The organism is Spinactinospora alkalitolerans, from assembly GCF_013408795.1.
Classification (GTDB): domain Bacteria; phylum Actinomycetota; class Actinomycetes; order Streptosporangiales; family Streptosporangiaceae; genus Spinactinospora; species Spinactinospora alkalitolerans.
On the sequence record NZ_JACCCC010000001.1, the window covers coordinates 3,449,059 to 3,472,818 of the forward strand.

17 protein-coding genes and 3 pseudogenes are annotated in these 23,760 nt (G+C 68.0%); 13 read left to right on the top strand and 7 right to left on the bottom strand.

The features are described from left to right. Positions 1-2: 2 nt before the first annotated feature. Together HDA32_RS15385 and HDA32_RS15390 are read left to right on the top strand one after the other, a co-directional pair. A complete protein-coding gene (locus HDA32_RS15385) occupies positions 3-845 on the top strand; it encodes an inositol monophosphatase family protein (RefSeq protein ID WP_179643847.1) in 843 nt (280 codons plus the stop codon). Positions 846-921: 76 nt separating this feature from the next. Beyond that, complete coding sequence (locus HDA32_RS15390; RefSeq protein WP_179643848.1) at positions 922-1,773, top strand: hypothetical protein; 852 nt, start codon at positions 922-924, stop codon at positions 1,771-1,773. A gap of 522 nt (positions 1,774-2,295) precedes the next feature. Here HDA32_RS15390 and HDA32_RS15395 read toward each other — a convergent pair. Further along, the gene (locus tag HDA32_RS15395; protein WP_179643849.1) at positions 2,296-3,855 is read right to left on the bottom strand and encodes an IclR family transcriptional regulator; all 1,560 of its coding nucleotides are present in this window, start codon (positions 3,853-3,855) and stop codon (positions 2,296-2,298) included. A 130-nt stretch (positions 3,856-3,985) separates the two neighbouring features. On the opposite strand from HDA32_RS15395, the gene HDA32_RS15400 reads away from it, so the two are divergent. The 3 genes from HDA32_RS15400 to HDA32_RS15410 all read left to right on the top strand — a co-directional run bounded on the left by HDA32_RS15400 (position 3,986) and on the right by HDA32_RS15410 (position 7,041). Next, positions 3,986-5,293 carry an MFS transporter gene (locus tag HDA32_RS15400; RefSeq protein WP_179643850.1) on the top strand — a complete coding sequence of 436 codons (1,308 nt, stop codon included), beginning with the start codon at positions 3,986-3,988 and terminating at the stop codon, positions 5,291-5,293. 12 nt (positions 5,294-5,305) lie between these two features. Next, positions 5,306-6,298 (top strand): hydroxyacid dehydrogenase, encoded by a 993-nt coding sequence (locus HDA32_RS15405; protein WP_179643851.1) that lies wholly within the window; start codon positions 5,306-5,308, stop codon positions 6,296-6,298. Between the two features lie 98 nt (positions 6,299-6,396). Further along, positions 6,397-7,041 carry an RraA family protein gene (locus tag HDA32_RS15410; RefSeq protein ID WP_179643852.1) on the top strand — a complete coding sequence of 215 codons (645 nt, stop codon included), beginning with the start codon at positions 6,397-6,399 and terminating at the stop codon, positions 7,039-7,041. Between the two features lie 104 nt (positions 7,042-7,145). Here the strand turns inward: HDA32_RS15410 and HDA32_RS15415 are convergent, their stop codons facing one another. The 3 genes from HDA32_RS15415 to HDA32_RS15425 form a co-directional block, all read right to left on the bottom strand. Continuing rightward, positions 7,146-7,442: a hypothetical protein gene (locus HDA32_RS15415; protein ID WP_179643853.1), complete on the bottom strand. Its 297-nt coding sequence runs from the start codon at positions 7,440-7,442 to the stop codon at positions 7,146-7,148. 131 nt (positions 7,443-7,573) lie between these two features. Beyond that, positions 7,574-8,881 (bottom strand): MFS transporter, encoded by a 1,308-nt coding sequence (locus HDA32_RS15420; protein WP_179643854.1) that lies wholly within the window; start codon positions 8,879-8,881, stop codon positions 7,574-7,576. Beyond that, positions 8,874-9,905 (bottom strand): carbon-nitrogen hydrolase family protein, encoded by a 1,032-nt coding sequence (locus tag HDA32_RS15425; RefSeq protein ID WP_179643855.1) that lies wholly within the window; start codon positions 9,903-9,905, stop codon positions 8,874-8,876. The genes HDA32_RS15420 and HDA32_RS15425 overlap by 8 nt, the downstream gene beginning before the upstream one ends. 205 nt (positions 9,906-10,110) lie before the next feature. Between HDA32_RS15425 and HDA32_RS15430 the strand changes: the two genes are divergently transcribed. Beyond that, positions 10,111-10,878 carry a TrmB family transcriptional regulator gene (locus HDA32_RS15430; protein ID WP_179643856.1) on the top strand — a complete coding sequence of 256 codons (768 nt, stop codon included), beginning with the start codon at positions 10,111-10,113 and terminating at the stop codon, positions 10,876-10,878. Positions 10,879-11,115: 237 nt separating this feature from the next. Here HDA32_RS15430 and HDA32_RS30235 read toward each other — a convergent pair whose 3' ends face one another. Next, positions 11,116-11,487, bottom strand: a complete 372-nt coding sequence (locus HDA32_RS30235; protein ID WP_218882481.1) for a DMT family transporter — start codon at positions 11,485-11,487, stop codon at positions 11,116-11,118. Between HDA32_RS30235 and HDA32_RS32085 the strand changes: the two are divergent. From HDA32_RS32085 to HDA32_RS32090, 6 genes and pseudogenes are all read left to right on the top strand, one after another. After that, positions 11,440-11,742, top strand: a pseudogene (locus HDA32_RS32085) (GyrI-like domain-containing protein); the annotation flags it as partial. The gene HDA32_RS30235 and the pseudogene HDA32_RS32085 sit on opposite strands and share 48 nt — an antisense overlap. Positions 11,743-11,779: 37 nt before the next feature. Continuing rightward, the gene (locus HDA32_RS15440; RefSeq protein ID WP_179643858.1) at positions 11,780-12,769 is read left to right on the top strand and encodes a BtrH N-terminal domain-containing protein; all 990 of its coding nucleotides are present in this window, start codon (positions 11,780-11,782) and stop codon (positions 12,767-12,769) included. A gap of 586 nt (positions 12,770-13,355) precedes the next feature. Then, positions 13,356-16,370 (top strand): family 78 glycoside hydrolase catalytic domain, encoded by a 3,015-nt coding sequence (locus HDA32_RS15445; protein ID WP_179643859.1) that lies wholly within the window; start codon positions 13,356-13,358, stop codon positions 16,368-16,370. Between the two features lie 77 nt (positions 16,371-16,447). After that, positions 16,448-16,963: an IS630 family transposase gene (locus HDA32_RS15450; protein ID WP_179643860.1), complete on the top strand. Its 516-nt coding sequence runs from the start codon at positions 16,448-16,450 to the stop codon at positions 16,961-16,963. A gap of 17 nt (positions 16,964-16,980) precedes the next feature. Beyond that, positions 16,981-17,535 carry a transposase gene (locus HDA32_RS15455; RefSeq protein ID WP_179643861.1) on the top strand — a complete coding sequence of 185 codons (555 nt, stop codon included), beginning with the start codon at positions 16,981-16,983 and terminating at the stop codon, positions 17,533-17,535. A gap of 1,087 nt (positions 17,536-18,622) precedes the next feature. Continuing rightward, a pseudogene (locus tag HDA32_RS32090) lies at positions 18,623-18,742 on the top strand (Tn3 family transposase); the annotation flags it as partial. A gap of 225 nt (positions 18,743-18,967) precedes the next feature. Here the strand turns inward: HDA32_RS32090 and rph are convergent. After that, positions 18,968-21,610 carry a rifamycin-inactivating phosphotransferase gene (gene rph / locus HDA32_RS15465; RefSeq protein ID WP_246334366.1) on the bottom strand — a complete coding sequence of 881 codons (2,643 nt, stop codon included), beginning with the start codon at positions 21,608-21,610 and terminating at the stop codon, positions 18,968-18,970. A gap of 562 nt (positions 21,611-22,172) precedes the next feature. On the opposite strand from rph, the pseudogene HDA32_RS15470 reads away from it, so the two are divergent. Next, positions 22,173-23,065: pseudogene (locus HDA32_RS15470) on the top strand (IS5 family transposase). 84 nt (positions 23,066-23,149) lie between these two features. Here HDA32_RS15470 and HDA32_RS15475 read toward each other — a convergent pair. Further along, complete coding sequence (locus tag HDA32_RS15475) at positions 23,150-23,707, bottom strand: dihydrofolate reductase family protein (RefSeq protein WP_179643863.1); 558 nt, start codon at positions 23,705-23,707, stop codon at positions 23,150-23,152. Positions 23,708-23,760 lie beyond the last annotated feature (53 nt).

Sequence of the window (23,760 nt, forward strand, 5' to 3'; positions counted from 1 at the left end):
CCGTGCACCCACTGTCGGACGGCCGGATCAGCGCACAGGCGTCGGTCGCGCTGGCGGCCGACGCGAAAGCTGCGGCGCTGCGCGGGGGCGGTATCGCACTGGAGGGGTTCCGCAAACAGGTGAGGGTCGTCGGCAAGGGCAGCGACTACGACATCGTCACCCGATACGACCGGCTCTCCGAGGAGGCGATCACCGAGTACCTGCTCACCGAGCACCCGGAGGCGGCCGTGCTCGGGGAGGAGGCCGGGCAGTCGGGCGACGGCGACCTGGTGTGGTTCGTCGATCCCATCGACGGAACCAAGAACTTCGCGTCCGGGCTGCCGCTCTTCTGCGTCTCGGTGGGAGCGGCCTACCGCGGCTCCATGGTTGCGGCGGCGGTGTACGACCCGGTCCACGACGATCTCTACTCCGCGTCGTTGGGCGGCGCCTTCCTCAACGGTGAACCTCTGCGCTCACACGGTTCCGAGCTGCCGTGCGAGAGCGTGGTCCTCATCGACGGCCCGGACGAGGGGCCCGAGTACCCGCCGACGCACCAAGAGATCCTGATCGACTGCCTGCGCGAGTTCAGAGCGGTGCGGCGCATCGGGTCATGCGCCCTGGAGCTCGCCTATGTCGCGAGTGGCCGGGCGGACGTGCAGGTGGGGCTCGACATCCATCCGTGGGACGTCGCGGCGGGCATGTTCATCCTGCGGCAGTCCGGGGGACACTACGAGGTTCCGGCCGACGCGGCGAGCGGCGGCCAGCCTGAATGGGAGTCGCCCGTCTTCCTGGCATACACAGCGAATTTCCGGATCCGGAGGTCGCGGCTCCGATCGAGGATTCTCGGCGTGCACGGCTCCCCGTAGTGCACATACCCGCGCTCCGCCCCTCCCGGACATCACCGAGTACCCTCGACCGGCCCACAGAAAGGAAAGGACCGGCATGCTCTCGTCGAACAGTGTCCTTGACGCGCTGAGCGGTGTCCACGCCGCGCACGAGTGGGGTTCCGCACCCGACGGCGTCCCGCCCACCCTGCGCGGGAAGCCGTTCTGGGTGGACCTGGAGCAGGTAACGACGCGCTGTGCCTTCTCCTATGTCGACGACGGCTGGCACCCGCACTGGGCCGCCCTCGCGGAGTACCAGCGGGACAACGACATCGACCACAGCGGTTCCACACTGGCCCGCTTCTTCGCATCGTTCGTTCCTACGACCCTGCACGAGGCGCTTTTCAGCCCGGCCTCGACGCCGATCGCGCCGTTCGACCGGTTGCCTCCGCTGCCGCTGGATTTCTGCAAGCGGATCTGGGAACTCGACAAGGACCGTGTCGACAGCCTGCTCGCGACCGCCCCCGAGAACCTCACTCCCAGGGGGAATCCGCATTACGGTCCGGTGTCCGCTGACTGGGTGCGACGCGAGTTCGGCAGGATCGTGAGGATCTACGAGAGCGTGCGCTCGACCGGCTACCGGCCCGAGCACGTGGAGGACGGGTATGTCCACGGCTATTTCCTGGTGCGCGGAAGCCGCTACCGCTTCGTCGTCCTGGAGGGCAATCACCGTCTCGCCGCGCTGAAGGTGCTGGGTGAGCGGCGCGTCGCGGCGACGCTCTGGCCGTCGCTTCCGCTCGTTCGCTACGAGCATCTCGACGAGGTCGTGAAGCAACGCGGGCTGGTCTTCTCCGCGGACGCGGCGCGCTCGGTGTTCCTCCAGCTCTTCGAAGAGACCGGACGGAGAAAAGCGAGGGATCTCGGTATGGAGGTTTTGCCGGGCGCGGAGTCGATGGTCGCGGAGCGGTGACCGGACAGGAGGCACCGTTCCCCTGGTGTGCCCGTCCAGCGATCGGCGCCGCGGGGCGGAGCGTCTCACTCGGTCCAGCGCTCCGGGACTGTTCGTCCTCGGGCGGCGGCCTCAACCGCGCAATGCGCGCAGGGCTGTGGGAAGCGGCTGGACGTGGACGATGTGCAGGCTGCTCACCGCGCGGGTCAGGGCCACGTAGAGGTGGTGCAGACCGCACGGTTCGGCCGCGGCGACCGCGTCTGAGGTTCCCCCGCTTTGCCGGAGACTCGGTTACCCGGCTCCGACCGGGGTCGGCGGGAGCCTATCGACATCGTGTTGGTCACGTGGGATGTCGTAGGCCTCCTCGTACTCATCGGGGGACAGTCCACCGAGACCGTGCTGGGGCGTGTTCCGAGTGAAGCATTTCCACCTCACCACGCCGACGGCGCCGGATTGCACCCCGGCTGGGTCAGCGATCTGTACACGCGCCTGGTCACCGAGCCGACATACCGCACCGCGGCAGTGGTCGTCCTTGCGCAGCCGTCAGCGCACATGTGCAACGGGCTCGGTTGAGAACAAGCTGGTCAGCCTGGACGCGGCCTGACGGACAACGCGGGCTGTCTGATCGGAACGATCCGGGTCCATCCGATGCCTGGGAACCGTCACGGTCACCGCTCCCCTGATCCGCCGGTCGATGAAGAACGGCGCGGCGATTCCGTATGCCTCGGAGATCCGCTCGCCCTCGCCGATGGCCCATCCCCGCGCCGCGATCCGCGCCAGTTCCGCGCGCAGGCCGGCCTTGTCCACTTGGGTGCGCTCGGTAAGCGGAACCAGCTCGATCGACTCCAGCAACTCCGGGACATACGCCAGGATGGATTTGCCGATGGCCCCCGCGTGGAGCGGAACCTCCACGCCGGTCTCCAGGACGTACCTGATGGCCTCTCTTCCAGGCACGGTGGCCACTAGACGCGCGCGGCTTCCGTCAAAGGTCGCAAGGCCCACCGTCTCACCGGTGTCCGCCGCCAGCCGGGCCAGCTCCTCCGCGGCCAGATCAGCGAGATCGAGTTCGGCTTCGGCCCCAGCGGCCAGTGCCGCGGCCCAGCCCAGCAGCAAGGGACCGGCAGCGAGGGCGGCATCGTCATCCCACGAGAGCAGACCGGAGGCCTCCGCCGCACGGACGAGCCGCTCGGTGGCGACGGAGCGTGCGCCCACCGCGGCGGCCAGATCCGCCGCTGTCGTCACGGCCGTCGGCACCGCGCACAGACAGGTGATGAGGCGCGTGATCCTGCCGATCAGCGTGGGTTCCGGCCCCGAGTGGAAGGGCACCAGGGCGCGAGCCTGTCGTCTCCCGTGAGCCAGAGCCGCGGTGAGTTCTCCGATCGTCTGCGAGATAAGGGCAAGTGTGTCGTCCACCTGGGCGTCGTCGAACTCGACTCGAGGGCGGGAGACGGAGATGGAGCCGGCCATGCCCTGGTTGACGCGGAATCCCTGCGCGACTCCGGCCGCATCGGGAATGTGCTTGCCGATGCTCACAACACCGCCCCGCCGTTCGGCTGCCGTCAACAGTTCGGCAACACCGTCCGGGGTTCTCGGCGACGACGGCGTGGGCGGATCGAGCTTGGGCGGCAGCGCAGCCGTTCCTAGTCGGGTGAGGATCGCCAGACCCGCAGCACCGGCATAGCTGGGCAGTTGGGTGCCCGGCCGCAGCGTGTACCGCACCGGGACCATAGGTTCCCGGCACAGCAGCACCGTGCATCGGCTGGGGTCGGGTGTGGAGACCGAGAGGACGGCGGTGGCCTGTGTGGCGTCTCGGAGCCCGTCCAGAAGCGGACCGGCGGCGGCGAAGAGTGGATGCCTGTGGCGCAGTGCCGCGCTGAGCACGCGGAGACGAGGGCCCACCGTGTACAGGCCGCCGGATGCCTGTCCGGCCAGGCGGTGCTCGGCCAAGCTCGCCAGCGCGCGGTTGACCGTGCTCCGGCTGGAGCCCAAGTGATCAGCGAGTTCGCGCACGCCCCAGCCCTGCGGTGCCCGGCTGACCAGGGCGTTCATGATGGCCAGTACCTCGATCGCGCCCCCGTGGGCCTGCTGGTCGGAGGTAGCCATCGCCCAAGTATGGCAGACGCCTCGCTTGCACTGCCGCCCCCCAATGCGCCTTGACAAGGAGGAACGTCGATGTGAACCTGATTACCCCCTTAGTGGGACACCGTCTCATTTTTCTGAAAGAGGTTCTCCGATGCCGGACACCCGCATGGAGGAGACCGATCATCGGCGCCGCGCCAAGAAGGCGACCGGCGTCGCGGTTTTCGGAACCTTCATCGAGTACTACGACTTCAGCGTCTACGGCTATGTGGCCGCGACCCTGGCGCTCGTCTTCTTTCCCAGCGACGACCCGACCGTCGGCCTGCTCAACACGCTGCTGGTCTTCGGTTCAGCCTTCGTGGTCCGGCCGCTCGGCGCCGTTTTCTTCGGACGCCTCGGGGACCAGCGCGGACGTCGGTACAGCCTGGTCGCCAGCATCACCTGTATGGGGGCGGCCGCCACACTGACCGGGCTTCTTCCGGGTTACGCGCAGATCGGCATCCTCGCCCCCATCCTCCTGGTACTGCTGCGCATGCTGCAGGGCTTCTCCACCGGCGGTGAGATCGGCGGTGCGGCCGCCTACATCCGCGAGTGGGCGGCGCCCAGGCACCGCTCCCTCTACGTCTCCTTCATCCCCGGTGTGGCGCAGGTGGGCAAAGGGCTCGCCGCCGGCCTGGCCGCACTGATCGCAGCCGCGCTGCCGGCGGACGCCTTGGCGGACTGGGGGTGGCGAATCCCGTTCCTGCTGGCGCTGCCGTTGGGGGCCCTCTGCCTCTACCTGCGCCTGAAGGTCGAGGACAGCCCTGAGTTCCAGTCCATCGAGGCCAAGGGAGACAAGACCGAGAAGCCGTTCACCGAAGTCCTCACCCGCTACCCGAAGGCCCTGGCCAAGGTCACCTCCATCTCCTTGGTGCAGAACCTGGGCACCTACATCGGCACGGTATTCGTGGCGGTGTACTTCAGCGAGGTGCTCGGCTTCAGCAAGGGCGACGCCTCGACCATCGTGCTGATCGCCGTGCTCTTCGCCGCCTTCCTCATCCCGGTGGCGGGGCAGGTGGGCAACCGGATCGGCGGTAAGCGGGTGCTGCTCTGCTCGTATCTGGCCTACGTGGCGCTGACGCTGCCGTCCTTCGCGCTCATGAACCAGGGCTCCGTCGGCCTCGCCCTGGCCGGGCTCATGCTCGGCATCCTGCCCTACGCCCTGTGCCAGGCGGGAACGTACGCCACCATGTCCGAGCTCTACCCGACGCGCGTTCGGCACACCGGCGTCGCCGTGGGCCACAGCGTCGGCGCCGTGCTCGGCGGTGGGCTGGGGCCGTATCTGGCCACCTGGCTGATCTCGGCGACCGACAACACGTTCATGCCCGCCTTCATGCTGGTGGGTGCGGGAATCGTCGGACTGCTCGTGGTGGGTGTCGCGGTCAAGCCCAACAGCGACCCGGGCAATCACCTCTACCGCTAGGAAGCACACACCGTGACCGAGATTTACGTATCCGATGCCATCCACCCCGACGTCCTCGCCACCATCGGCGAGTCAGCGCGGGTCCATTTGGGCTGGGGGGACGACGCGGTCGACTACGCCCGGGTGGCTCCGGCGGTCGACGCCGTGATCCTCCGCGCGGAGACCTTCAGCCGAGCCGTGATCGAGGCATCGCCCAACCTGAGAATCATCGCCCGCCACGGGGTGGGCACGGACAACGTGGACCTCCACGCCGCCGCCGAACACTGCGTGTGGGTCACCACCACCCCGGGAGCCAACAGCAACGCCGTGGCCGAATACGTCTTCGCCCTACTGCTCTCGGCCGCCAGGAAAGTGCCCCAGGCGATGGAGCGCGTACGCGGTGAACGCTGGTCCGAGGGCAAGTCCGACCTCGTCGGCTTCGAACTCGGCGGCCGCACCATCGGCGTCCTGGGCTTCGGCTCCATCGGCAGGGCGGTGACGCGGATCGCCACCGGATTCCGAATGCGCGTCCTGGCTTACGACCCCGCCGTGGAACCCGCCGACATCGCGGGAGCCGGTGCGGGGCCGGTCGAGCTGAGAGAGTTGCTCGCCGCCTCCGACGTGGTCACCGTCCACGTGCCCCTGCTGCCGTCCACCCGCAATCTGCTCGGCGCCGACGAGATCGCTCGGATGAAACCCGGCAGCATCCTGGTCAACACGTCCCGGGGCGGGCTGGTCGATGAGAACGCCCTGGCCGACGCGCTGCGGTCCGGCCGACTGGGTGGCGCGGTCCTGGACGTCCTCGAGGCCGAGGCAGCCGACATGAAGGACCCGCTGCGCCACAACGCGCTCCCGCTGGGCACCACACCCGCTCTCGGGGTCACCCCTCATGTGGCCGGCCAAACCACCGAGGCGTTCCGCCAAGCCGGACACATGGCCTGGGAGGCGGTACAGGCGGCCCTGGCCGACAGGACCCCGCCGCACGCGGTGCAGCCAAGGGGAGGCCGAATGGCGGCCGAAGCCTGACGGAGCTCGCCGCCACCGGAGTCGGCGGCGCGGTTCCAGCAGCCCCGACCCCCGTCCGGGCCATCAACACCTCGAGAAGAACTGATTGAAGGAGCGCAATGTACATCGATGCCGCCGCCGACAACATCCGGGTGTCCCGACCCTGGGCGCGCCCAACCGCAGATCTCGTCAACGGTCTCGCCGCCTATCCGACGGCGCTCATAGGCGACGTCCGCAGACGCATGGGCCTGATGTCATCGGAAATCCGTTGTCTGACGCCGGGTCTCAGGCTGGCCGGCTCCATCCTGCCCATCCAGATCTGGGAAGGAGACAATCTGGCCATCCACCGCGGCCTGGACGAAGCCCAACCGGGTGACGTGCTGGTCGTCGCGGGCAATTCCGTCACCGGTAGGTCTGTCTTCGGCGGCATCCTGGCCGAAATCTGCCTCGCCCACGGTGTCAAGGGCGTGATCGTCGACGGAGCCGTGCGGGACCTGGAGGAGACGGCCCGCCTGGGACTTCCGGTCTTCGCCCGGGCGGTCAGCCCCGCAGGCCCCTCCAAGAACGGCCCTGGCACCGTAGGCGCGCCGGTGGCCTGCGGAAACATGGTGTGCAACCCCGGTGATGCGGTCATCGGCGACGACGACGGCATCATCGTGGTGCCCGCCGACGAGGTGGAGGAGACGCTGGCACTCCTTCCTGCCCAGCAGCAGGCCGAAACCGCCATCCTCAACAGACTCGCGGCCGAGCGCAAGCAGAGTTGAGAAGCGAACCGGTGCGGTGTCCGGGGTTCCCGGCATGAGGAGCACCACAAGCGCGAAAAGAACCTTCGCCCCGGCTTAGGCCCCGTCTCCCCCCGAGCCGGGGCCTAAGCCGGACACGCAGAGCGGAGCTGCGGCAAGTGCGCGGTCAGCACGCGGGCGTACTCAGCCAGAACCTCCGAGAGCCGCTCGGCCTGCTCTTCTACGGGCTCGGCCTCCTCCTCGCCGGACCACTCGGACTCCTCGCCGGCGAGGAGCCGCCGACGAGCCTCGGCCATGTGCGGGCCGGCCTCAAGCGAACCGTCCACGGCCTCCACCGCCGCAGCGGCCACACCCCGCCGATGGAGCTCATCGACGAGTTCGGCGGTGCCGGACAGCAGCGGAGCCTGCGGCTCTTCCCACACCGCGCCCCACAGGCGCTGGCGCAGGCGGACTGCCGCAGCTCGGCTGCGACATGGAGCTGTGTGGCGCTGCCGGCGCGCCTGCATGGTGACTGCGGTGACCAGCCCACCCCGGGATGGTCACCGCGCGCCGGTCACACCTCGGCGAGCTCCATGTGGCGGCGATCCTTGGCGAGGTAGCCGCCGACCAGCAACAGCGCGCCTCCCGCGGCGAGGACGACCACCGGGGTGTAGTCGTAGGGCATGACGTCGCCCAGCCACACCATGTAGTAGGCGTAGAACGCCGGGATCATGCTGGGCAGGCTGTAGGCGATGCCGTAGCCCGAGGCGCGGACCTCGGTCGGGAACAGCTCCATCAGGAACGCGGTGATCATCGCCCAGACGAACAGGCCGCCGATGATCGCCACGACCGTGAAGGGGATCACCGCGAGGGCGTCGCTCTGGCTCACCGCGAGACCGAGCGCGACCGGGCCCACCACAAGGTTGACCCCGCCCAGGACCATGATGACCTGCCGCCGGCCGAAGCGCTGCCCCAGGTGTCCCACGAACGGGAACAGGACCATGCCGATGGCCGCCGACACCAGGATGATCAGGTTGATCCGGGAGACGTCCACCCCGAGCCCGCCGAAGTGGCTGGAGAACACGCCGACCGTGCCGTTGAGGGTGAGCCAGCATCCCGAGCCGACGATGAACGCGACGCCGAACGACGCCAGGTTCCGGCCGGAGAAAAGCACCTTCAGGGGGTTGCCGGCCTCGGGCACCTCCGTCCACAGCTCCGACTCGGGCACCGACCGCCAGTAGAGGACGAACAGCGCGACGCAGAACACGAACCCGACGGCGAACGGGACGCGCCACCCCCACACCGAGTAGGGCGCGTCCGGCCCTCCGGTCGGGAACAGCGCGAGGGTGAGCATGGTGACGATGGTGATGAACCCGAGGGCGGCCGGGTAGCCCATGTTGATCAGCGACCCGAAGACCCCCCGCCGGTTGCGGGGGGCGTACTCCATCGCCAGTGGGTTGGCCGCGGTGTACTCGCCGCCGAGGAACACCCCGTCGAGGAGCCGCAGGACCACCAGCAGGACCAAGGCCGCCACCCCGATGGTGTGGAACCCCGGCATCACCGTCATGATGCCGGTGCACACCGCCGACCCTCCGGCGGCGATCAGGGTCGTACGCCGACGCCCCAGCCGGTCTCCCATGGGGCCGAAGATGAGGGACCCCAGCGGGCGCCCGACGATCGAGGCAACGAAGATCAACGCCGAGAAGACGGCCACGTCGACGTCGGAGGAGCCGGTGGCGGTGAAGTACGCCATCGCCGGGGTCAGGGCGATCACCGGCAGGTAGATGTCGTACATGTCGACAAAGAAGCCGAACATCGCCCCACCCAGGGCACGGCGTCGCTTGGCGCGCTGGCCGGGGGCTGACTGGGCTGTGTCAGTCATTGGGCTCGTTCTCCTCGCCTTGGGGCTCGGGTCGTGCGGGGGTGTCGTCGACGAGCGTCACGGCCGCGGGACGGCTGGTGTCGACACGGAGTTGGAAGAGGTCGGTGCGCTGGTAGGTGCCGACGATGTCGTGGATGCGCTTGAGCACGACCTCGTCCTGGAGGTCGACGTCGGCGTAGAGAATGCCCTCACCGCCCACGAGGGGTCCGGCCAGGACCTCGCCGCGAGGGCCGACGATGAGGGAGGCGGTGGGCGCGGAGCGAAGGAGCTGTTCCACGCGGCTGTCGCCTTCGGCGACGGCGGCCACGGCATCGTCGCCCAGGGCGGTGGCCGCTACGACGCTGAACACCTTTCCCTCGAAGGCGTGGGCGGCGCTGCGAATGCGGATGGCGTCCTGCAGGTCGTAGTCGGCCTGTCCCTCGCGCTGGTCGAAGGGCCATGACGGAGGGTAGGAGGCCACGTGCACCCGTTCCCCCTGGGCGAGCAGGGTGTAGCGGGCGAGGGTGTTGGTGTTCTCCCCGCAGATCAGGGCGCCGACGTTCCAGCCGTCCAACTCCACCGGTCGCAGGTCGTGTGCGTCGCCGTGGGACCAGGTGAGGCGCTCGTAGTAGGTGGCAACGAGCTTGCGCCGGTGGTTGACCAGGCGTCCCTCCCGATCGAAGATCAGGTTGCTGTTGAAGAGCTGTCCCAGGGAGTGCGGCGCCCGCTCGTTCACGCCCACCGACAGCAACACCGAGTGACGGGTCGCGATCTGGCCGAGGCGCGCCACCTCGCTACCGGGCACGGTGATAGACGAGGCGACGAGCCGTTCGTGCAGGCCGTGCTGCTCGATGGGCGGCAGCACTCCTCCCCAGACGGGAAAGCCCGCGACGAAGCTCTCCCCGAAGGCGACGAGCTCGGCCCCGTTGCCCGCCGCCTCCCCCACGAGATGGTCGAGCTTGTCCAGCGTTCCCTCGACGTCGAGGAACTGCGGAGCCGCCTGCACCGCGGCCACCGTGAGCGCGGGTAGACCCCTGTCGGCCATGGCTTCCCTGCCCTTCTCAAGAGAACCGGAGATGTGGCATCGACAAAACAACGCCGAAAACGTTATTGTCGACGAATCTCGACAACAATTCTTTCGCCTTTACGACTGGCGAACACCATAAATATCCAGGCCACGATGGTCAATATGTTGTGTTTTGGAGATATGGTTTTATGTTGTCGAGGATCGTCGACGGAAGGGTCCGGGCATGCTGGAGGAGTTGGAGCAGATCGGTCTGGACCCGAAGGAGGCTCGCTTCTACCTGGCCGTACTCAATCTCGACCGACCCACCGTCGCCGAAGCGGCCCAGTCGGCGGACCTTACGCGCACCAACGGCTACGACATCGCCAAGCGCCTGGCCCGGCGAGGGTTCATCACCGTCACCGAGACAGGGGACCGCGCCGGGGGAGGCCGACGCACGCGGACCGTGCTCACGGCCAACGACCCGCAGGTGCTGCTGGACGAATGGCAGCAGCGCAAGCGGGCCCTGGATGCGTTGATGCCTCGGCTGCAGGCGATGCGGGCCAAGAGCAGCGCCCATCCCCGGGCACGTTATCTGGAAGGAGCCTCCGGGATCCGCAGGGCGCTGTTCGAGACCCTCGACTGGTCCAACCCGCTGCTCGGCATCCTGTCGATGCGGGACCTGTTCACCGTGCCGGGGCATCGGGCGATGGAGGAGTACATCGCCGGTCGACGAGAGCGTGGCCTGTGGCTGAAGGTGGTGCGCTCGCCGGAAAAGGACCTGGCCGACGACTGGCACTCCAGCGCGGTCGACCTGCGGGAGACCCGGTTCGCCCCTCCGGGGATGGTGTTCACCATGACCATGATCATCGGGGAGCGGACGGTGGCGGCCCTCTCCTCCCGCGGCGAGAACTTCGCCATGATGATCGAGAGCCAGGAGTACGCCGACACCCAGCGCAACCTCTTCGAGGTGCTGTGGCACACGAGTCAGCCCGACCAACCGGCTGGAGAATGAGCCGCACGGCTACGGACTCGGCCGCACGGACTCGATGGATTGGACCTGCAGCCGCACGCCGAAGCGTTCCGGGGGCGATCTGCTCGACCTCCTCGTTCCGCATCCGCTGCTCGTCGACGGTCGACCCCTCATCGATGCGCGCAGGATCTGCTCCAGAGGCGCCTTGGCGCGGAGCAGATGCGGGCACGGGCTCATGCCGATGCGGCGTTCCAGATCGCTGTGGACCCGGACCAGCGGTTACGACGCGATCATGTCTTGGTCCTTGGTCGAGGGCTGGCGGCGGGATGGGCGTGAACGCGTCCAGGGAAGGCGTCCGTGCGCTGCCATGATCCCGAGGATGACCAGCACCGCGCCGAGAGGTTGATACCACCTAAGGGGTTCGCCGAGCAGCACAATTCCGAGGACGGCCCCGACGACCGGAGACAGGTGAGTGACAGCGGCTGCGTTGGTCGCGCCCAAACAGGCGAATTGCGCAGTCAGGCTGTGCCCTGCTCCGAGGCCGTTCCACGGTCCGATGATGGTGACCACCCCGAGAAATCCCAGGCCCAAGCCGAGACTGCGATGCCGGGTCAGCCGCTCGCTGGTCAAGGCCAGGGCTGCGACCAGCATGGTGATCAATGGAGTAGTCGCATTGAAATCGCCGTCGGGGCGCAGACACCGCAGGGGGAAGGCACGCCCGGCCTGGAGTTTGAGGTGCTGCCCGGCGGACCCGTGGCCGAGACCGTGCACATCGGGACCTACACCCAGCCGCCCTTGGCCTACAATGCCCTCTTCGCCGCCATCCACGAGCGTGGACTGCGCCCGCAGGCGCCCGTACGTGAGGCATACCTCGTCGGACCGGCAGAGGCACCGCAAGAGGAACTGATGACCCGGCTGGTCCCCCTCTCGAGGAGAACGCGGCATGATCACGGTAGAAGACATCGATGCCCGCGGTACACAGCACTGCGAGACGACAGCACTGGGGGTGCTGCTGCGGCACGAAGGACTCGATCTGTCCGAGCCCATGCTCTTCGGTCTCGGCTCCGGCCTGTCCTTCATCTACTGGGACAGCAAGAACATGGGCTTCCCCTTCCTCGGGGGGCGAGTCAAGCCCTTCGACCTCACCAGAAACCTGGCCGCCATACTCGGGTTGGAACTACTGGTCCAGGAGACCACCTCGCCCCGCAGGGCATGGGAGAACGTGACGGTTCCCATCGACGCCGGGCACCCGGTCGGGCTGCAGCTCGACAGCTACTACCTGGACTACTTCGGGTCGAAGGTGCACTTCGGCGGCCATGTCGTCGCCATGTGCGGCTACGACGAGTACGACGCTTACCTGGTGGACACCGACCGGCAAGGTGGAGCGGTAACCACCAGCCTGACCAGCCTCGCCCAGGCCAGAGCCGCACGCGGCCCGATGGCCGCCAAGCACCGCTCCTTCACCCTCACCACTCCAAGGAACCCGCCCTCCCCACAGGGTCAGATCGTTCCCGCCATCACCGCCTGCGCCGACGCCTTCCTCAACCCGCCCATCGCCAACCTGGGCCACCGAGGCATCGAGAAGACCGGCAAGCTGGTACGCACATGGCTCCAGCGCACCGACACCCCGCAGCGGGACCTGCCGCAGGCCGCCCTCTTGATGGAGGAGGCCGGCACAGGTGGCGCCCTGTTCCGCAACCTCTACCGCGACTTCCTCGCCGAATGCACCGAGCTGCTCGACAGCAGCCACCTGCGCACCGGCCACACGCTGTACACCGAGGCAGCCACCCTGTGGACGGAAGTGGCAGCACTGATCAAGAAGGCCGGTGAATCAGGCGAGGCGCAATGCCTCGTACAGGCCGGAACGGTCCTCTGCGATCTTTCGCGCATGGAGCGCGAGGCCATGCAGGCGCTGAGCTGCCTGGAGGCGTGAGGCATCAAGCGCGATCCAACCCGACAGTAGTCGTCCGCGTGCATCCGGGTCGCACGTTCGCGCAGCTCATCGGGTAATTCCTCGGTGCTGCCATGGCTCTCACCCTTCCCGGGAAATCGAAGCGTTTCAAGTTGTTTTGACGCCAACTCTAGGAGGGAGTACCGACCCGAGCCAAGGTGGACCGCGACCGCGCGTCACTGCCCCCACACTGGCGTTCATTCGAGACGCACCTCATTCCCTGCACCTTCGCCGAGGGGACGACCGTTACGCAGGGGTTGACGCCGCAATGTGATCGATATTAAGTTTTCGCCAAAATATAAAACGTTTCAACTCCTCCACGCACCTCACCGCCACTCAGCAACCGTGCGCAGCTGCCCCCGACATCGCCGCGTTCCTGAGTCACATCGGCGACGTCGGCCACCACGACTGCCAACAACCGCCGGGCTTGAGATCACCCGCCCTCACTCCCACGACCGACCTCACCGCAGTGCCGTCGGAGAACCGGTGCCCGCCAGTGCACCGCCAGCCGACGGCGTCCCCCACCCCCATTCGGGAGAGGCCGATGTTGAAACGCCCACCGCTACCGATGACGCTCGCACTCGTGCTGACGCTGGGACTCTTCGTGGCCCCCATGAACGCTGCCCCGGTCATCGCAGCGGCGACCAAGGTGTCACCGATCGACCTGAGAGTGGAGGACGCCCCGAAACCCCTGGGTATCGACGCCGCGCAGCCACGACTGTCGTGGCGTCTGAAGTCCGAGCAGCGCGGCGTCCGACAGACCGCGTACCAGGTGCAGGTGGCCAGCTCGAAATCGGCCCTGGTCGACGGCGACGCGGACATATGGGACTCCGGCAAGGTCAAGAAGAACGCCTCTGCGCAGATCCCCTACGCCGGACCGAACCTGGACTCCGCCACGCGCTACCACTGGCGAGTCCGCGTGTGGGACGCGACCGGCGCCAAGACCGAATGGAGCTCCCCCAGCTGGTGGGAGACAGGGCTGTTCGACGACGCCGCCTGGAAGGGCGCCGACTGGATCAGCCGCGACCTGACCAACCAAGGTCCCGACGCCGACCACCCGCCCGCGCCGCGCTTTCGGCACGAGTTCGACTCGAACGGACCGATCGCCAAGGCCCGCCTCTACCTCAGCGGCCTCGGATACTCGGTCGCGCACATCAACGGCCGGCGCGTGGGAACATCGGTACTCGATCCCGGGCAGACCGACTACAGCGACACCGCCTTCTACGTGGCCCACGATGTCACCAAGCTCCTGAACAAGGGCGAGAACGCGATCGGGGTCGAGCTCGGCCGCGGATTCTACGGCATCAGCACCGAGAACTCCTGGAACTGGAACAGCGCGCCCTGGTGGTCCGATCCCGAACTCCGCGCCCTGCTGGTCATCACCCACCCCGACGGCTCGACCACCACGATCACGTCGAACGAGGAGTGGCAGACGAGCGACGACGGGCCGACCAGGTATGACGAGGTCTTCGTCGGCGAGACCTACGACGCACGGCGCGAACAGCCCGGTTGGAGCGGACCGGACTACGACGGCGTAGACGCGTGGGAGTCGGCGGAGCCGTCGGACGGCCCTGCGGGCAGTCTGCGAGCCCGGCCGCACGAGCCGATCCGTGTCACCGAGACACTCACCCCCGTCGAGATCACCGAGCCCGAGTCCGGCGTGCACGTGTTCGACCTCGGAGTCCAGATCGCGGGGTGGGCCCGGCTGAAGGTCCACGGAGAGCCCGGAACCGAGGTCACCATGCGCTACGGGGAGCGGCTCGGGGACGACGGTCTCGTAACGGTCCCGCAGTACGGCAACTTCCACGACGTTCCGCGCGCCCAGACCGACACCTATGTTCTCGGCGGAGGCGGTGGCCCGGAAGTCTGGGAACCCTCCTACACCTACAAGGGGTTCAGGTTCGTGGAGGTCCGCGGCCTGCCGTCCGAACCCACGACGGAGACCGTCCAGGGTCGGCGGACACACAACGACTTCGAGTCCATCGGCCACTTCGACAGCGGCTCCGAGCTGCTCAACACCATCCGCGGCAACACACGCCGCGCCCTGCTCAACAACCACCAGCACGTCCCCACGGACACCCCCGTTTACGAGAAGGCCGGATGGACGGGCGACGCGCAACTGACGGCCACGACCATGAGCTACGAGTTCGACACGAGCCGGTTCCACAGGAAATTCCTGGACGACATGCTGGACGCGCAGCGCCCCTCGGGGGAACTTCCCACGATCGTGCCGACTCCCGGCTGGAGCTACGAAGGCGCCCCCGGGTGGCCGGCCGTCCAAGGCCCCACCCCGGCGTGGGACGTGGCCCTGTTCGTGCTGTCGCGCAACCTGTACGAAATGGAAGGCGACGTCGGAGTCCTCGAACGCCACTACGGCGGGATGCAGCGCTACTTCTCGTGGCTGGAGTCCCGGGCCGACGCCGACGGCCTGTACCCTGTCGGCCTGGGCGACTGGCTCGCTCCCGGCGGAAACCCGCCGGAGGGCCCGGTGCTGAGCTCGACGGCCCACGCCTACCGCATGGCGAGCTGGCTGGCCGATACCGCGGAGATCCTCAACGACACCGAGCAGGCAACGGCATACCGGACCCGTGCAGGCGAGATCCGCGACGCCTTCAACACGGCGTTCCTCGACAAAGAGGGCGGGCTGTATCAGACACCCGGTGTGAGTGAGTACCGGCAGACGTCGAACATCCTGCCGCTGGCCTTCGGGCTCGTTCCCGAGAAACACGTCGACGAGGTCGCCGACAACCTCGTCGCCGACATCCGGGACCGCGGCAACCGGCTCGACACGGGTGTCGTCGGCACCCGCTATCTGCTGCCCGTCCTCACTCACCACGGTGAGATCGACGTGGCCTACGCGGTGGCGACGCAGACCGAGGAGCCGAGCTGGGGCTACTGGATCGAACTCGGACGCACGTCACTCCAGGAACACTGGCATGCCGACACCCGATCCCTGAACCACCACTTTTTCGGTTCCATCGGCCATTGGATGTTCGCCGACCTGGCCGGGATCACCGCCGCTGAACCGGGGTATGCGACAGCGAGGATCAAGCCGCACATTCCCAGTGGGCTGAACCATGCCGAGGCCAGCACTCAGACAGTGCGGGGCGAGGTCGCCTCAAATTGGCGCCGCGACGGTGAAGGCGGCCTGGACCTGGAGGTTGTCGTTCCGCCCAACGCAACCGGTGAGATACATGTGCCTCTCCTCGGTCGAAGCGCCGAGCATGTCGCGGCGTCCCCCGAGGCCGACTTCGTCGATGCGCGTGACGGCTACGCGGTTTACAAGGTCGGCTCGGGGAAATGGCGCTTCGTGGTGGCCGACGATGTCAGCGACGTCTGCGTCGATCCACAGCCGGCAACCGTCGTTTTCGGTGACGTGGACAGCGGCGTCGAGAACCGCACTGTCGCAGGCTCGTGCACCATCAACCACCGGATCCTGGGTGATGGTGACTGGTCGAATCACGGCGAATTCGTCAGTCACGTGGCCGATGCGGCCAAGACCCTCCGCTCCGACGGCATCATCAGCCGGCGCGAGTCCTCCACGCTGACCAGCGCGGCGGCTCGCTCGGACGTCGGTCGATAGCGCTGTCGCCCCGCCTACTACTGAGCTTTTCGTTAGTTCTGTGGGCGCGAAGAAGGCGATCGTAGGACCCTGAAGCCATGCCCCTCGCTACCAGATCCGGCACCCCCGCAGAAGCCGTCCCGGCGCTGAGGCGCCCGCAACTGGCCGAGGCCCGGCGCGTCCGCGCCGCCGAACTGCTGGAACAAGGCCGCCCTCAAACTGAGATCGCCCGGATACTCGGCGTGACACCGGAAAGCGTGCGGCGCTGGAAGCGCCGATGGGAACAAGGCGGAACCGCGGCGCTGCGCCGCCGCCCGGCCACCGGGCGGCCACCCAAGCTGGCCGATGCGCAGGTAGAACAGGTGCGCGCCGTGCTGGAGCAGGGCGCTGTGGCCCACGGATTCGAATCGGAACTTTGGACCCTGGAGCGGGTAGGGCGTGTCGTGGAGCGCACTACCGGCGTGGCGCTGGCGCGGGCCTCGGTCTGGCGGCTGCTCACCGTGCGGCTGGGCTGGAGCCTGCAGCGTCCCCAGCGCGTGGCGGCCGAACGCGATGAGTCCGAGATCGCCCGGTGGGTCGCCCACGAGTGGCCGCGCATTAAAAGGGGGCCGTAGAAAACCGGGCATGGATCGTGTTCTTTGACGAATCGGGCGTGTCGCTGCTGCCGGTCGTGCGCCGAACCTATGCTCCCCGCGGACGCACGCCCGCGCTGAGGCACCGGCTGAACTGGAAACGTGCCGGCATGGCCGCCGCGCTGGGCTACCACGCCGCCGATGCATGCCGCGGAGCGCGCTTGTGCTTCGACCTGCGCCCGGGGACCTATGACACCGTCGCGTTGATCGAGGTGCTCGAACAACTCAAGCGGTTCTACCGGGGTGAGCCGGTGGTACTGGTCTGGGACGGGCTCGGGGCGCACTGGAGCCATGCGATGCGGGACTGGGCGGCGCGGCAGGACTGGCTGACCCTGGAGCGGCTGCCCGCCTATGCTCCCCAGCTCAACCCGGTGGAGATGCTGTGGTCGGCCATCAAGGCACGGGAGCTGGCCAATGTGGCCGGGGAACATCTGGCCGACGTTGCCGATGCCGCCGAGGCCGGGATCAACCGGGTGTGTGAGGAGGAGCGGCTTGCCTGGTCGTTCCTGGCCCACACCGGCCTGAAGATCCATACTTCGCGCCCACAGAACTAACGAAAAGCTCAGTAGAGGACGTCTGAAAAGGGTCAGAGCGAGGGGTGGGTCAGGCGGCGCAGCAGGGTCGGGCTCATCGCGAGGTAGATCACGCTCTCCGAGGTCGCGGATCGCGGCATACAGCTCGACCTTGGACATGGGTGACATCGGCGCTCCCTCATACAGAGCACGCCCCGGCCCCCACCACAAGCAACCACGTGACGTCGAAATTCACCGGCACCGATCCGCCACGATGCGGCTGCCGTCACCGTTCGCCGACAAACGACGTCACTTCACACGAACAGAACCGAATGGCTATGTCGGTGTCTGAGGAGAGCACTTATCGATGAGTTCCAGCAGCGCCCAACACGCCAAAGCCTCCCAGGAACCGGGGTGCCGGTAAGGAGCGTGTCACCAGGTACCAACTGACCCGCGGGTAACTCAGAGGTTCTCCGGACACCCGGCCCCTGCCGCCGCCACGATGGCCACGTGCACGACCCGATTGCGGGGATGGCGGCGTAAAGGGCGGTTCGGGTGGCGCGTGATCTGGACCTGGACGAGCTGCTGGACGCGTTCGCCCTGGACACCGACGGCCTGGCGCTGCTGCGCAACAAGAGCGGGCCCACCCGGCTCGTCTTCGCCGTGGTGCTGCGGTTCCTGCTCTGGCGCGGCCGGTTCCCCGCGGGCGGGGCGAGGTGCCCGACAACGCCGTGGCGCACGTGGCCTTCCAGGTCGGGGGCGGGGCCTCCGAGGTCGCCTTCTACGACTGGCAGGGCCGGTCGGGCAAGCGCAATCGCTCCGAGATCCGCCGGGCCACCGGCCACCGGTTTTCGGGAGTGCTCGGTGGCCGACGCGGACAAGATCACGCTGTTGCCGGCCGAGGACGTGTGGGCCGAGGAGCGCTCCTTCGAGCGAGTCCGTGAGCGGATGCTCCGGTACCGCCCCCTCCGAGCGCATCAAGCCGCCGGAGAAGTCCCGCATCGAGCGGACCGTGCGGGCCGGGTTGAGCCGGGCCGAGGAGGAGATGACGGCCCGGGTAGCCGATCGGATCGGCCCCGATGCTCTGGAGCGGATGAGCGCACTGATCGGGCAGGCCAGCGACTACCCCGATCAGATGGTCAAGTACGCCACCGCGATCCGGTCGGGCACCGCCTCCACCGAGGCGATCCTGCGCCGCTTCACCCGCAACGCCCCCCACCCCGCCTACGCGGCGATGCTGGAGGCCGGCCCGGTGTGGACCGGTCAGCGCGTCGCCCTCACCGACTCCGGCATCACCCGGGCCGTCCTCGCCATCGGCCGCGCCGGGTCGAAGGAGAACGCCGCTGTCGTCGAACGCGTCTTCGACCAGTAGACGTATCACTCCGCCGTGCGACTGGGCCGCGTTCGGGAGAACACCTCCGTCACCGATTGCGATTCGCGCCCTGTCCGGCGGTCCCGGGGCCGATGCGGCGGTTCAGGCGAGGATCTGGACGTACCCGTCGGTTCCGTGAACGCGGATCCGCTGCCCGTCCCGGATTCTCCGGGTGGCCTGCTCCACACCCACGACAGCCGGCAGACCGTACTCCCGCGCGATCACCGCCCCGTGCGTCATAAGTCCGCCTACCTCCGTCACCAGTCCGGCGACGGTGACGAACAGGGGGGTCCAGCTGGGGTCGGTGTAGGCGGTGACCAGGATGTCGCCCGCCTCAAGGTCGGCCTGCGCCATATCCGTGACGACACGGACACGGCCTTCGACGGCCCCGGCCGAGACCGGGAGGCCGGCCAGCGCGCCGGGCGGGGCGTCGTCACGCCGATACCGGCCGGTGACGGCCTCGCCGTCCGATGTGAGGAGCCGGGGCGGGGTGAGCGCCTCGTACGACCGGAACGTCTCCCTCCTTTCCAGAATGAGTTCGGCGTCCACGTCGTTGGTTCGCACGGCTTCTTCCAGCTCCTGGAACCGGAGGAAGAAGATGTCCTCGTCCTCACGCAGGGCGCCGGACCGGGCGAGGCGGTCGGCTTCCCGCAGCAACGCCTGCTTGTAGACGAAGTAGCGGCTGACCATGCCGTACTTGGGGTACTCCCGGTATCCGGCGAAGGTGCGGACGCGGTCGATCATCCGCTTGGTCTCCTCGGCCTTGCCCTCGCCGTCGGGAAGGGCGCGCAAGCGCGCCATCAGTTCCTGTTCCTTCCGTCGTGACTCCCGGAGCCCCCGTTCGAAGCGCCGCTCGCCTTCGCCCGGCTCGAAGTTCTTGATGTTGCCGAGGATGGCGGGCACGAGTGCGGCGGGCTGCTCGCTCCAGCGCATTCTGGTGATGTCGATCTCGCCCACGCAGCGCATTCCGTACGTGTCGAGGTAGCTTCGGATGGCGTCACGTGCCTCCGGTCCGCCGACCAGCCCGGCCATCTCGTTCAAAAAGCCGTCGCCCTCCCGGCCTTCGTCCACGACACGGTGCAGGAACACCACGACGTCCGCGTGCGGCCGGATGGTGTCCGCCACGTCGAGAAGCGCCAGCCCCATCTCCGAGGTGACGTTGCGGGGGACGGATCGCGTGAGCACATCGGCCGCGTTCTTCTCGCCCAGCCACGCCTCCAAGTGCTCATTGAGCCACCGGCTCGCCTCCATCGCCGCCATGATCACCTGAAGGCTCTGCGGATCGAAAAGGATGCGCTTCAGCTCTGCGATGTCGGCCCGGATGAAGTCGAGCAGCGCCGGCCCGGACAGATTCCGGATCTCGCGCTGCAGGGCGGCGACGGAGGCCTCATTGCGTCGGATCAGCTCGCTGACGACGTCGGGATCGGCCGCGATCGGGGCGGGTGCGTCACCGGCGGGTGCGGCGATGGAATCTTCTTCCGGCAGCGTGCGCAGGAAGTCGCCGCGGTCGAGGACGGTCTGCAGCGCGTCCCCGAGCAGCGGGTCGGAGCTCCCCAGGGTCTCCACGAGGCTCGCGCGGCCTGCGGGCGTCGCCAGGGCGGGGGCGACGTCGACGAACAACCGTCCGCCCGCCTCGTGCATCGGCCGTGGGGTCGTCAGCTGCCACAGGGAGAGCCCCAGCGGCTTCATCGCGTCGGTCATCATCTGCTGGTGACCGACAGAGACGTAGACGTGGTTCTCTTGGTCATCGGTCGTGGGGACGGGGAACAGGGTGGTGATCGGCCGACTCTGGACGATGTGGAAGTCATCGCCGACCCGACACCATTCGATGTCCTGGGGCCGGCCGAAGTGCGCTTCGATGCGCCGACCCAGCCGCACCAGGCGCACGACCTGTGATTCTGTCAGAGTCGACTGCGTCTGCCGCTTCGGCTCGATCGGTGCGTCATGGGTACCGCCTCCCGGCGACGCCTGCGCGAACCGGGGCTTGGTGGCGATCGCTGTGGAGACGACCTGGTCGTCGCGCACCGTGTAGACGTCACCGGAGACCAGACCGGAGACGAGCGCCTCGCCGAGCCCCCAACCGGCTTCCACGGTGACGGTCTTGCGGTTCGAGGTCACCGGGTCCGCGGTGAACAGGGTCCCGGCCGCGTCCGGGAACACCATTTGCTGTACGACCACGGCCATACCTATCTTCCGGTGGTCGAAGCCGTTGCGGATACGGTAGGTCACCGCCCGCTCGGTGAACAGCGAGGCCCAGCACCGCCGGACGTGCCGAAGGATCGCCGCCGGACCCGTGATGTTCAGGTACGAGTCCTGCTGGCCGGCGAAGGACGCAGTCGGCAGGTCCTCGGCGGTCGCGCTGGACCGCACCGCGTAGGAGGCGTGCTCCCCGAGCCGGGTGAGCGCTTCGCTGATCGCCGCCGCAAGGTCGTCGGGCACCGCGACGCCTTCGACGCTGCGGCGTATATCGGCGCTCAGGGTACGGATCGCCGCGCGGTCGTCCGGTTCCACGCGCGACAGCAGGTCGAACCGAGTATCGATCGACGGTACCTCGGCAACGATCCGCCGGAAGGCGCCCGTCGTGACGCAGAAGCCGTCCGGCACGCGGATACCGGCGATCCGCGAGAGCTCGCCCAGAAACGCCCCCTTCCCACCGACGTCTGCGACATTCGTCGCGTCGATATGCTCGAAACCCAGCACGTAGCGCAATTCCGTTTCCCCGTCGTTCGTCGAGTCGATTCGCAAAGCAGCAAGTATGGAGCAATTTTCAGCTCCTCATGAGACGCGCGAATCAGATATAAAGTGGAAGTGGCGGGGAGCGATCCGCACCTCGTGCGTGGCCCCGGCCGACCCTCTCCCGGCACCGTGACCGAACTGTCGGCGTCACCGGTCCGAGCACGCCGCGGCGACGACCACCGCGTCTTCCACGGATACGCCGCCGAGCTCGGCGGGTCCCGCGCCGGTAGGAGCTGGACGTTCTTCCACCACTCGGAACCGGCGCTGGTCTTCGGCCGCTCTGGGCGCATGTCGGCCCGGTTCAGCGCCTACGGCGTGCACCACGCGGCCCATGAGCTGCGCCGCCGACCCGGACGCGACCTCTGTTCACCCTGCACGTCGTCCACTCCTGCCTGCAGCTGGGCCGCGAGGACGAGATCGAGGACTACCGGACCTGGTCGCCGGGTGCGACCCGGCCTCGGCGCACTTCAAGCCGCCCCGCGGGCGCTGAGACGGCAGGCACCCGGGCAGATGCCTGGTCCTAGGGCGCGTCCTGTAAGGGTTCCGACCTGGGGTCAGTGATCATGGCCGAGTGGTAGGGCGCGGTGAGCTGACAGACAAGGCCTGGGCACAGATCGAGCCGCTGCTGCCTCCGCGGGAAAGCGGAGGCCGCAGGTGGCGTGATCACCGCCAGGTGATCAACGCGATCCTGTGGAAACTCCGCACCGGCGCCCCGTGGCGAGATCTACCTGAGCGCTACGGACCCTGGAAGACCGGGCACGAACGGCTGCGGATCTGGACCGCGGACGGCACTTGGGAACGCATCCTCGACCAGGTCATCGTCAAGGACGACTCCGTCGGCAACGTGGAGTGGACCTTCAGTATCGACTCGGCCTCAGTCCGGGCCCACCAGCACTCCGCCGGGGCCCGGAAAAAGGGGACTGCGCCACCGAGTGGGTCGAGGAACTCGCCGTCGACGGAGAAGCCCTCGGACGGTCCCGCAGCGGGCTGACCAGCAAGATCCACCTTGCTGTCGACGGCCGCGGCCTGCCGATGTCGATCATCCTCACCCCGGGCCAGGCCGGGGACAACCCACAACTGCTGCCACTGCTCGACCAGATCGCGGTCGGCCGTGACGGGCCCGGGCGGCCTCGAAAGCGACCTGAGCGGGTGCTGGCAGACAAGGCCTACTCCCATCCCTCGACCCGCGCGGCGATGCGCGAGCGCGGGATCGCGTTCACCAGCCCGGAGAAGAGCGATCAGATCGCTCGCCGCCGCGCGAAGGGCTCCCGGAGCGGCCGCCCACCACGCTTCGACGCTGAGATCTACGCGGAGCGCAACGTCGTCGAACGTTGTTTCGACCGGCTCAAGCAGTTCCGCGCCCTGGCCACCCGCTACGCGAAGCGAGTGGCCTCCTACCGGTCGGAGATCATCATCGCGGCCGTCGTGTTGTGGCTTGCGCACCGACTTACAGGACACGCCTAACGCGCTGGCGCCCCGCTCCTCGCCTGCGGCTCGGTCTCACCTGCCCCGGCCCGGCCGCCGGCAGGTGAGACCAACCGGTGCGGCTCAGCGGGTCCGGTAGCGCGCGTAGATCAGTCCGCTGTCGAAGGCACGCTCCTCGACCAGCTCGAGATCAAGGCGCACGCCGTCGGGGAAGAACCGCTTGCCGCCGCCGACCACGCTCGTGGTGATGAACAGGTGGTACTCGTCCACCAGGCCGGCCGCGATCGCCTGGGCCGCGAGGTTCGGGCCGTCGACGGTGAGGTCGTGATCAGCCTCGGCCTTGAGCTTGCGCACCGCGTCCAGGTCGAAGGTCCGCTCGATCCTGGTCTTCGCGCTGGACACCGACTCAAGCGTCGTGGAGTACACGATCTTCTCCGCGGCCTGCCAGTCGCGGGCGTACTGCAGGATGTGCGGCGGCTGGTCGGGCTCGGTGTGCGCGGTCTCCCAGTAGACCATCGTCTCGTACATCCGTCGGCCGTAGAGGTACGTGCCGACGGGGCGGAAGAGATCGTTGATGAAGATATGCACCTCTTGGTCCTCGGCCCCGGTGCCGAGGTCGCCCTCCGCCGCCTCGGCGTAGCCGTCGAGCGAGGTGACCATCGAGTAGATGAGCTTTGCCATGCGTCTCCTTCGAGTACGAGCGTGTCAGTCTGCCAGCGGTCCTGCAGGCTGTA

What these genes read in the sequence shown, in the direction of transcription:
- HDA32_RS15400 (WP_179643850.1), top strand. Translation starts at nt 3,986, where the DNA reads ATGCCGGACACCCGCATGGAGGAGACCGATCATCGGCGCCGCGCCAAG.
- HDA32_RS30235 (WP_218882481.1), bottom strand. Translation starts at nt 11,487, where the DNA reads ATGCTGGTCGCAGCCCTGGCCTTGACCAGCGAGCGGCTGACCCGGCAT.
- HDA32_RS15425 (WP_179643855.1), bottom strand. Translation starts at nt 9,905, where the DNA reads ATGGCCGACAGGGGTCTACCCGCGCTCACGGTGGCCGCGGTGCAGGCG.
- HDA32_RS15410 (WP_179643852.1), top strand. Translation starts at nt 6,397, where the DNA reads ATGTACATCGATGCCGCCGCCGACAACATCCGGGTGTCCCGACCCTGG.
- HDA32_RS15430 (WP_179643856.1), top strand. Translation starts at nt 10,111, where the DNA reads ATGCTGGAGGAGTTGGAGCAGATCGGTCTGGACCCGAAGGAGGCTCGC.
- HDA32_RS15395 (WP_179643849.1), bottom strand. Translation starts at nt 3,855, where the DNA reads ATGGCTACCTCCGACCAGCAGGCCCACGGGGGCGCGATCGAGGTACTG.
- HDA32_RS15390 (WP_179643848.1), top strand. Translation starts at nt 922, where the DNA reads ATGCTCTCGTCGAACAGTGTCCTTGACGCGCTGAGCGGTGTCCACGCC.
- HDA32_RS15445 (WP_179643859.1), top strand. Translation starts at nt 13,356, where the DNA reads ATGACGCTCGCACTCGTGCTGACGCTGGGACTCTTCGTGGCCCCCATG.
- HDA32_RS15475 (WP_179643863.1), bottom strand. Translation starts at nt 23,707, where the DNA reads ATGGCAAAGCTCATCTACTCGATGGTCACCTCGCTCGACGGCTACGCC.
- HDA32_RS15440 (WP_179643858.1), top strand. Translation starts at nt 11,780, where the DNA reads ATGATCACGGTAGAAGACATCGATGCCCGCGGTACACAGCACTGCGAG.
- HDA32_RS15450 (WP_179643860.1), top strand. Translation starts at nt 16,448, where the DNA reads ATGCCCCTCGCTACCAGATCCGGCACCCCCGCAGAAGCCGTCCCGGCG.
- HDA32_RS15420 (WP_179643854.1), bottom strand. Translation starts at nt 8,881, where the DNA reads ATGACTGACACAGCCCAGTCAGCCCCCGGCCAGCGCGCCAAGCGACGC.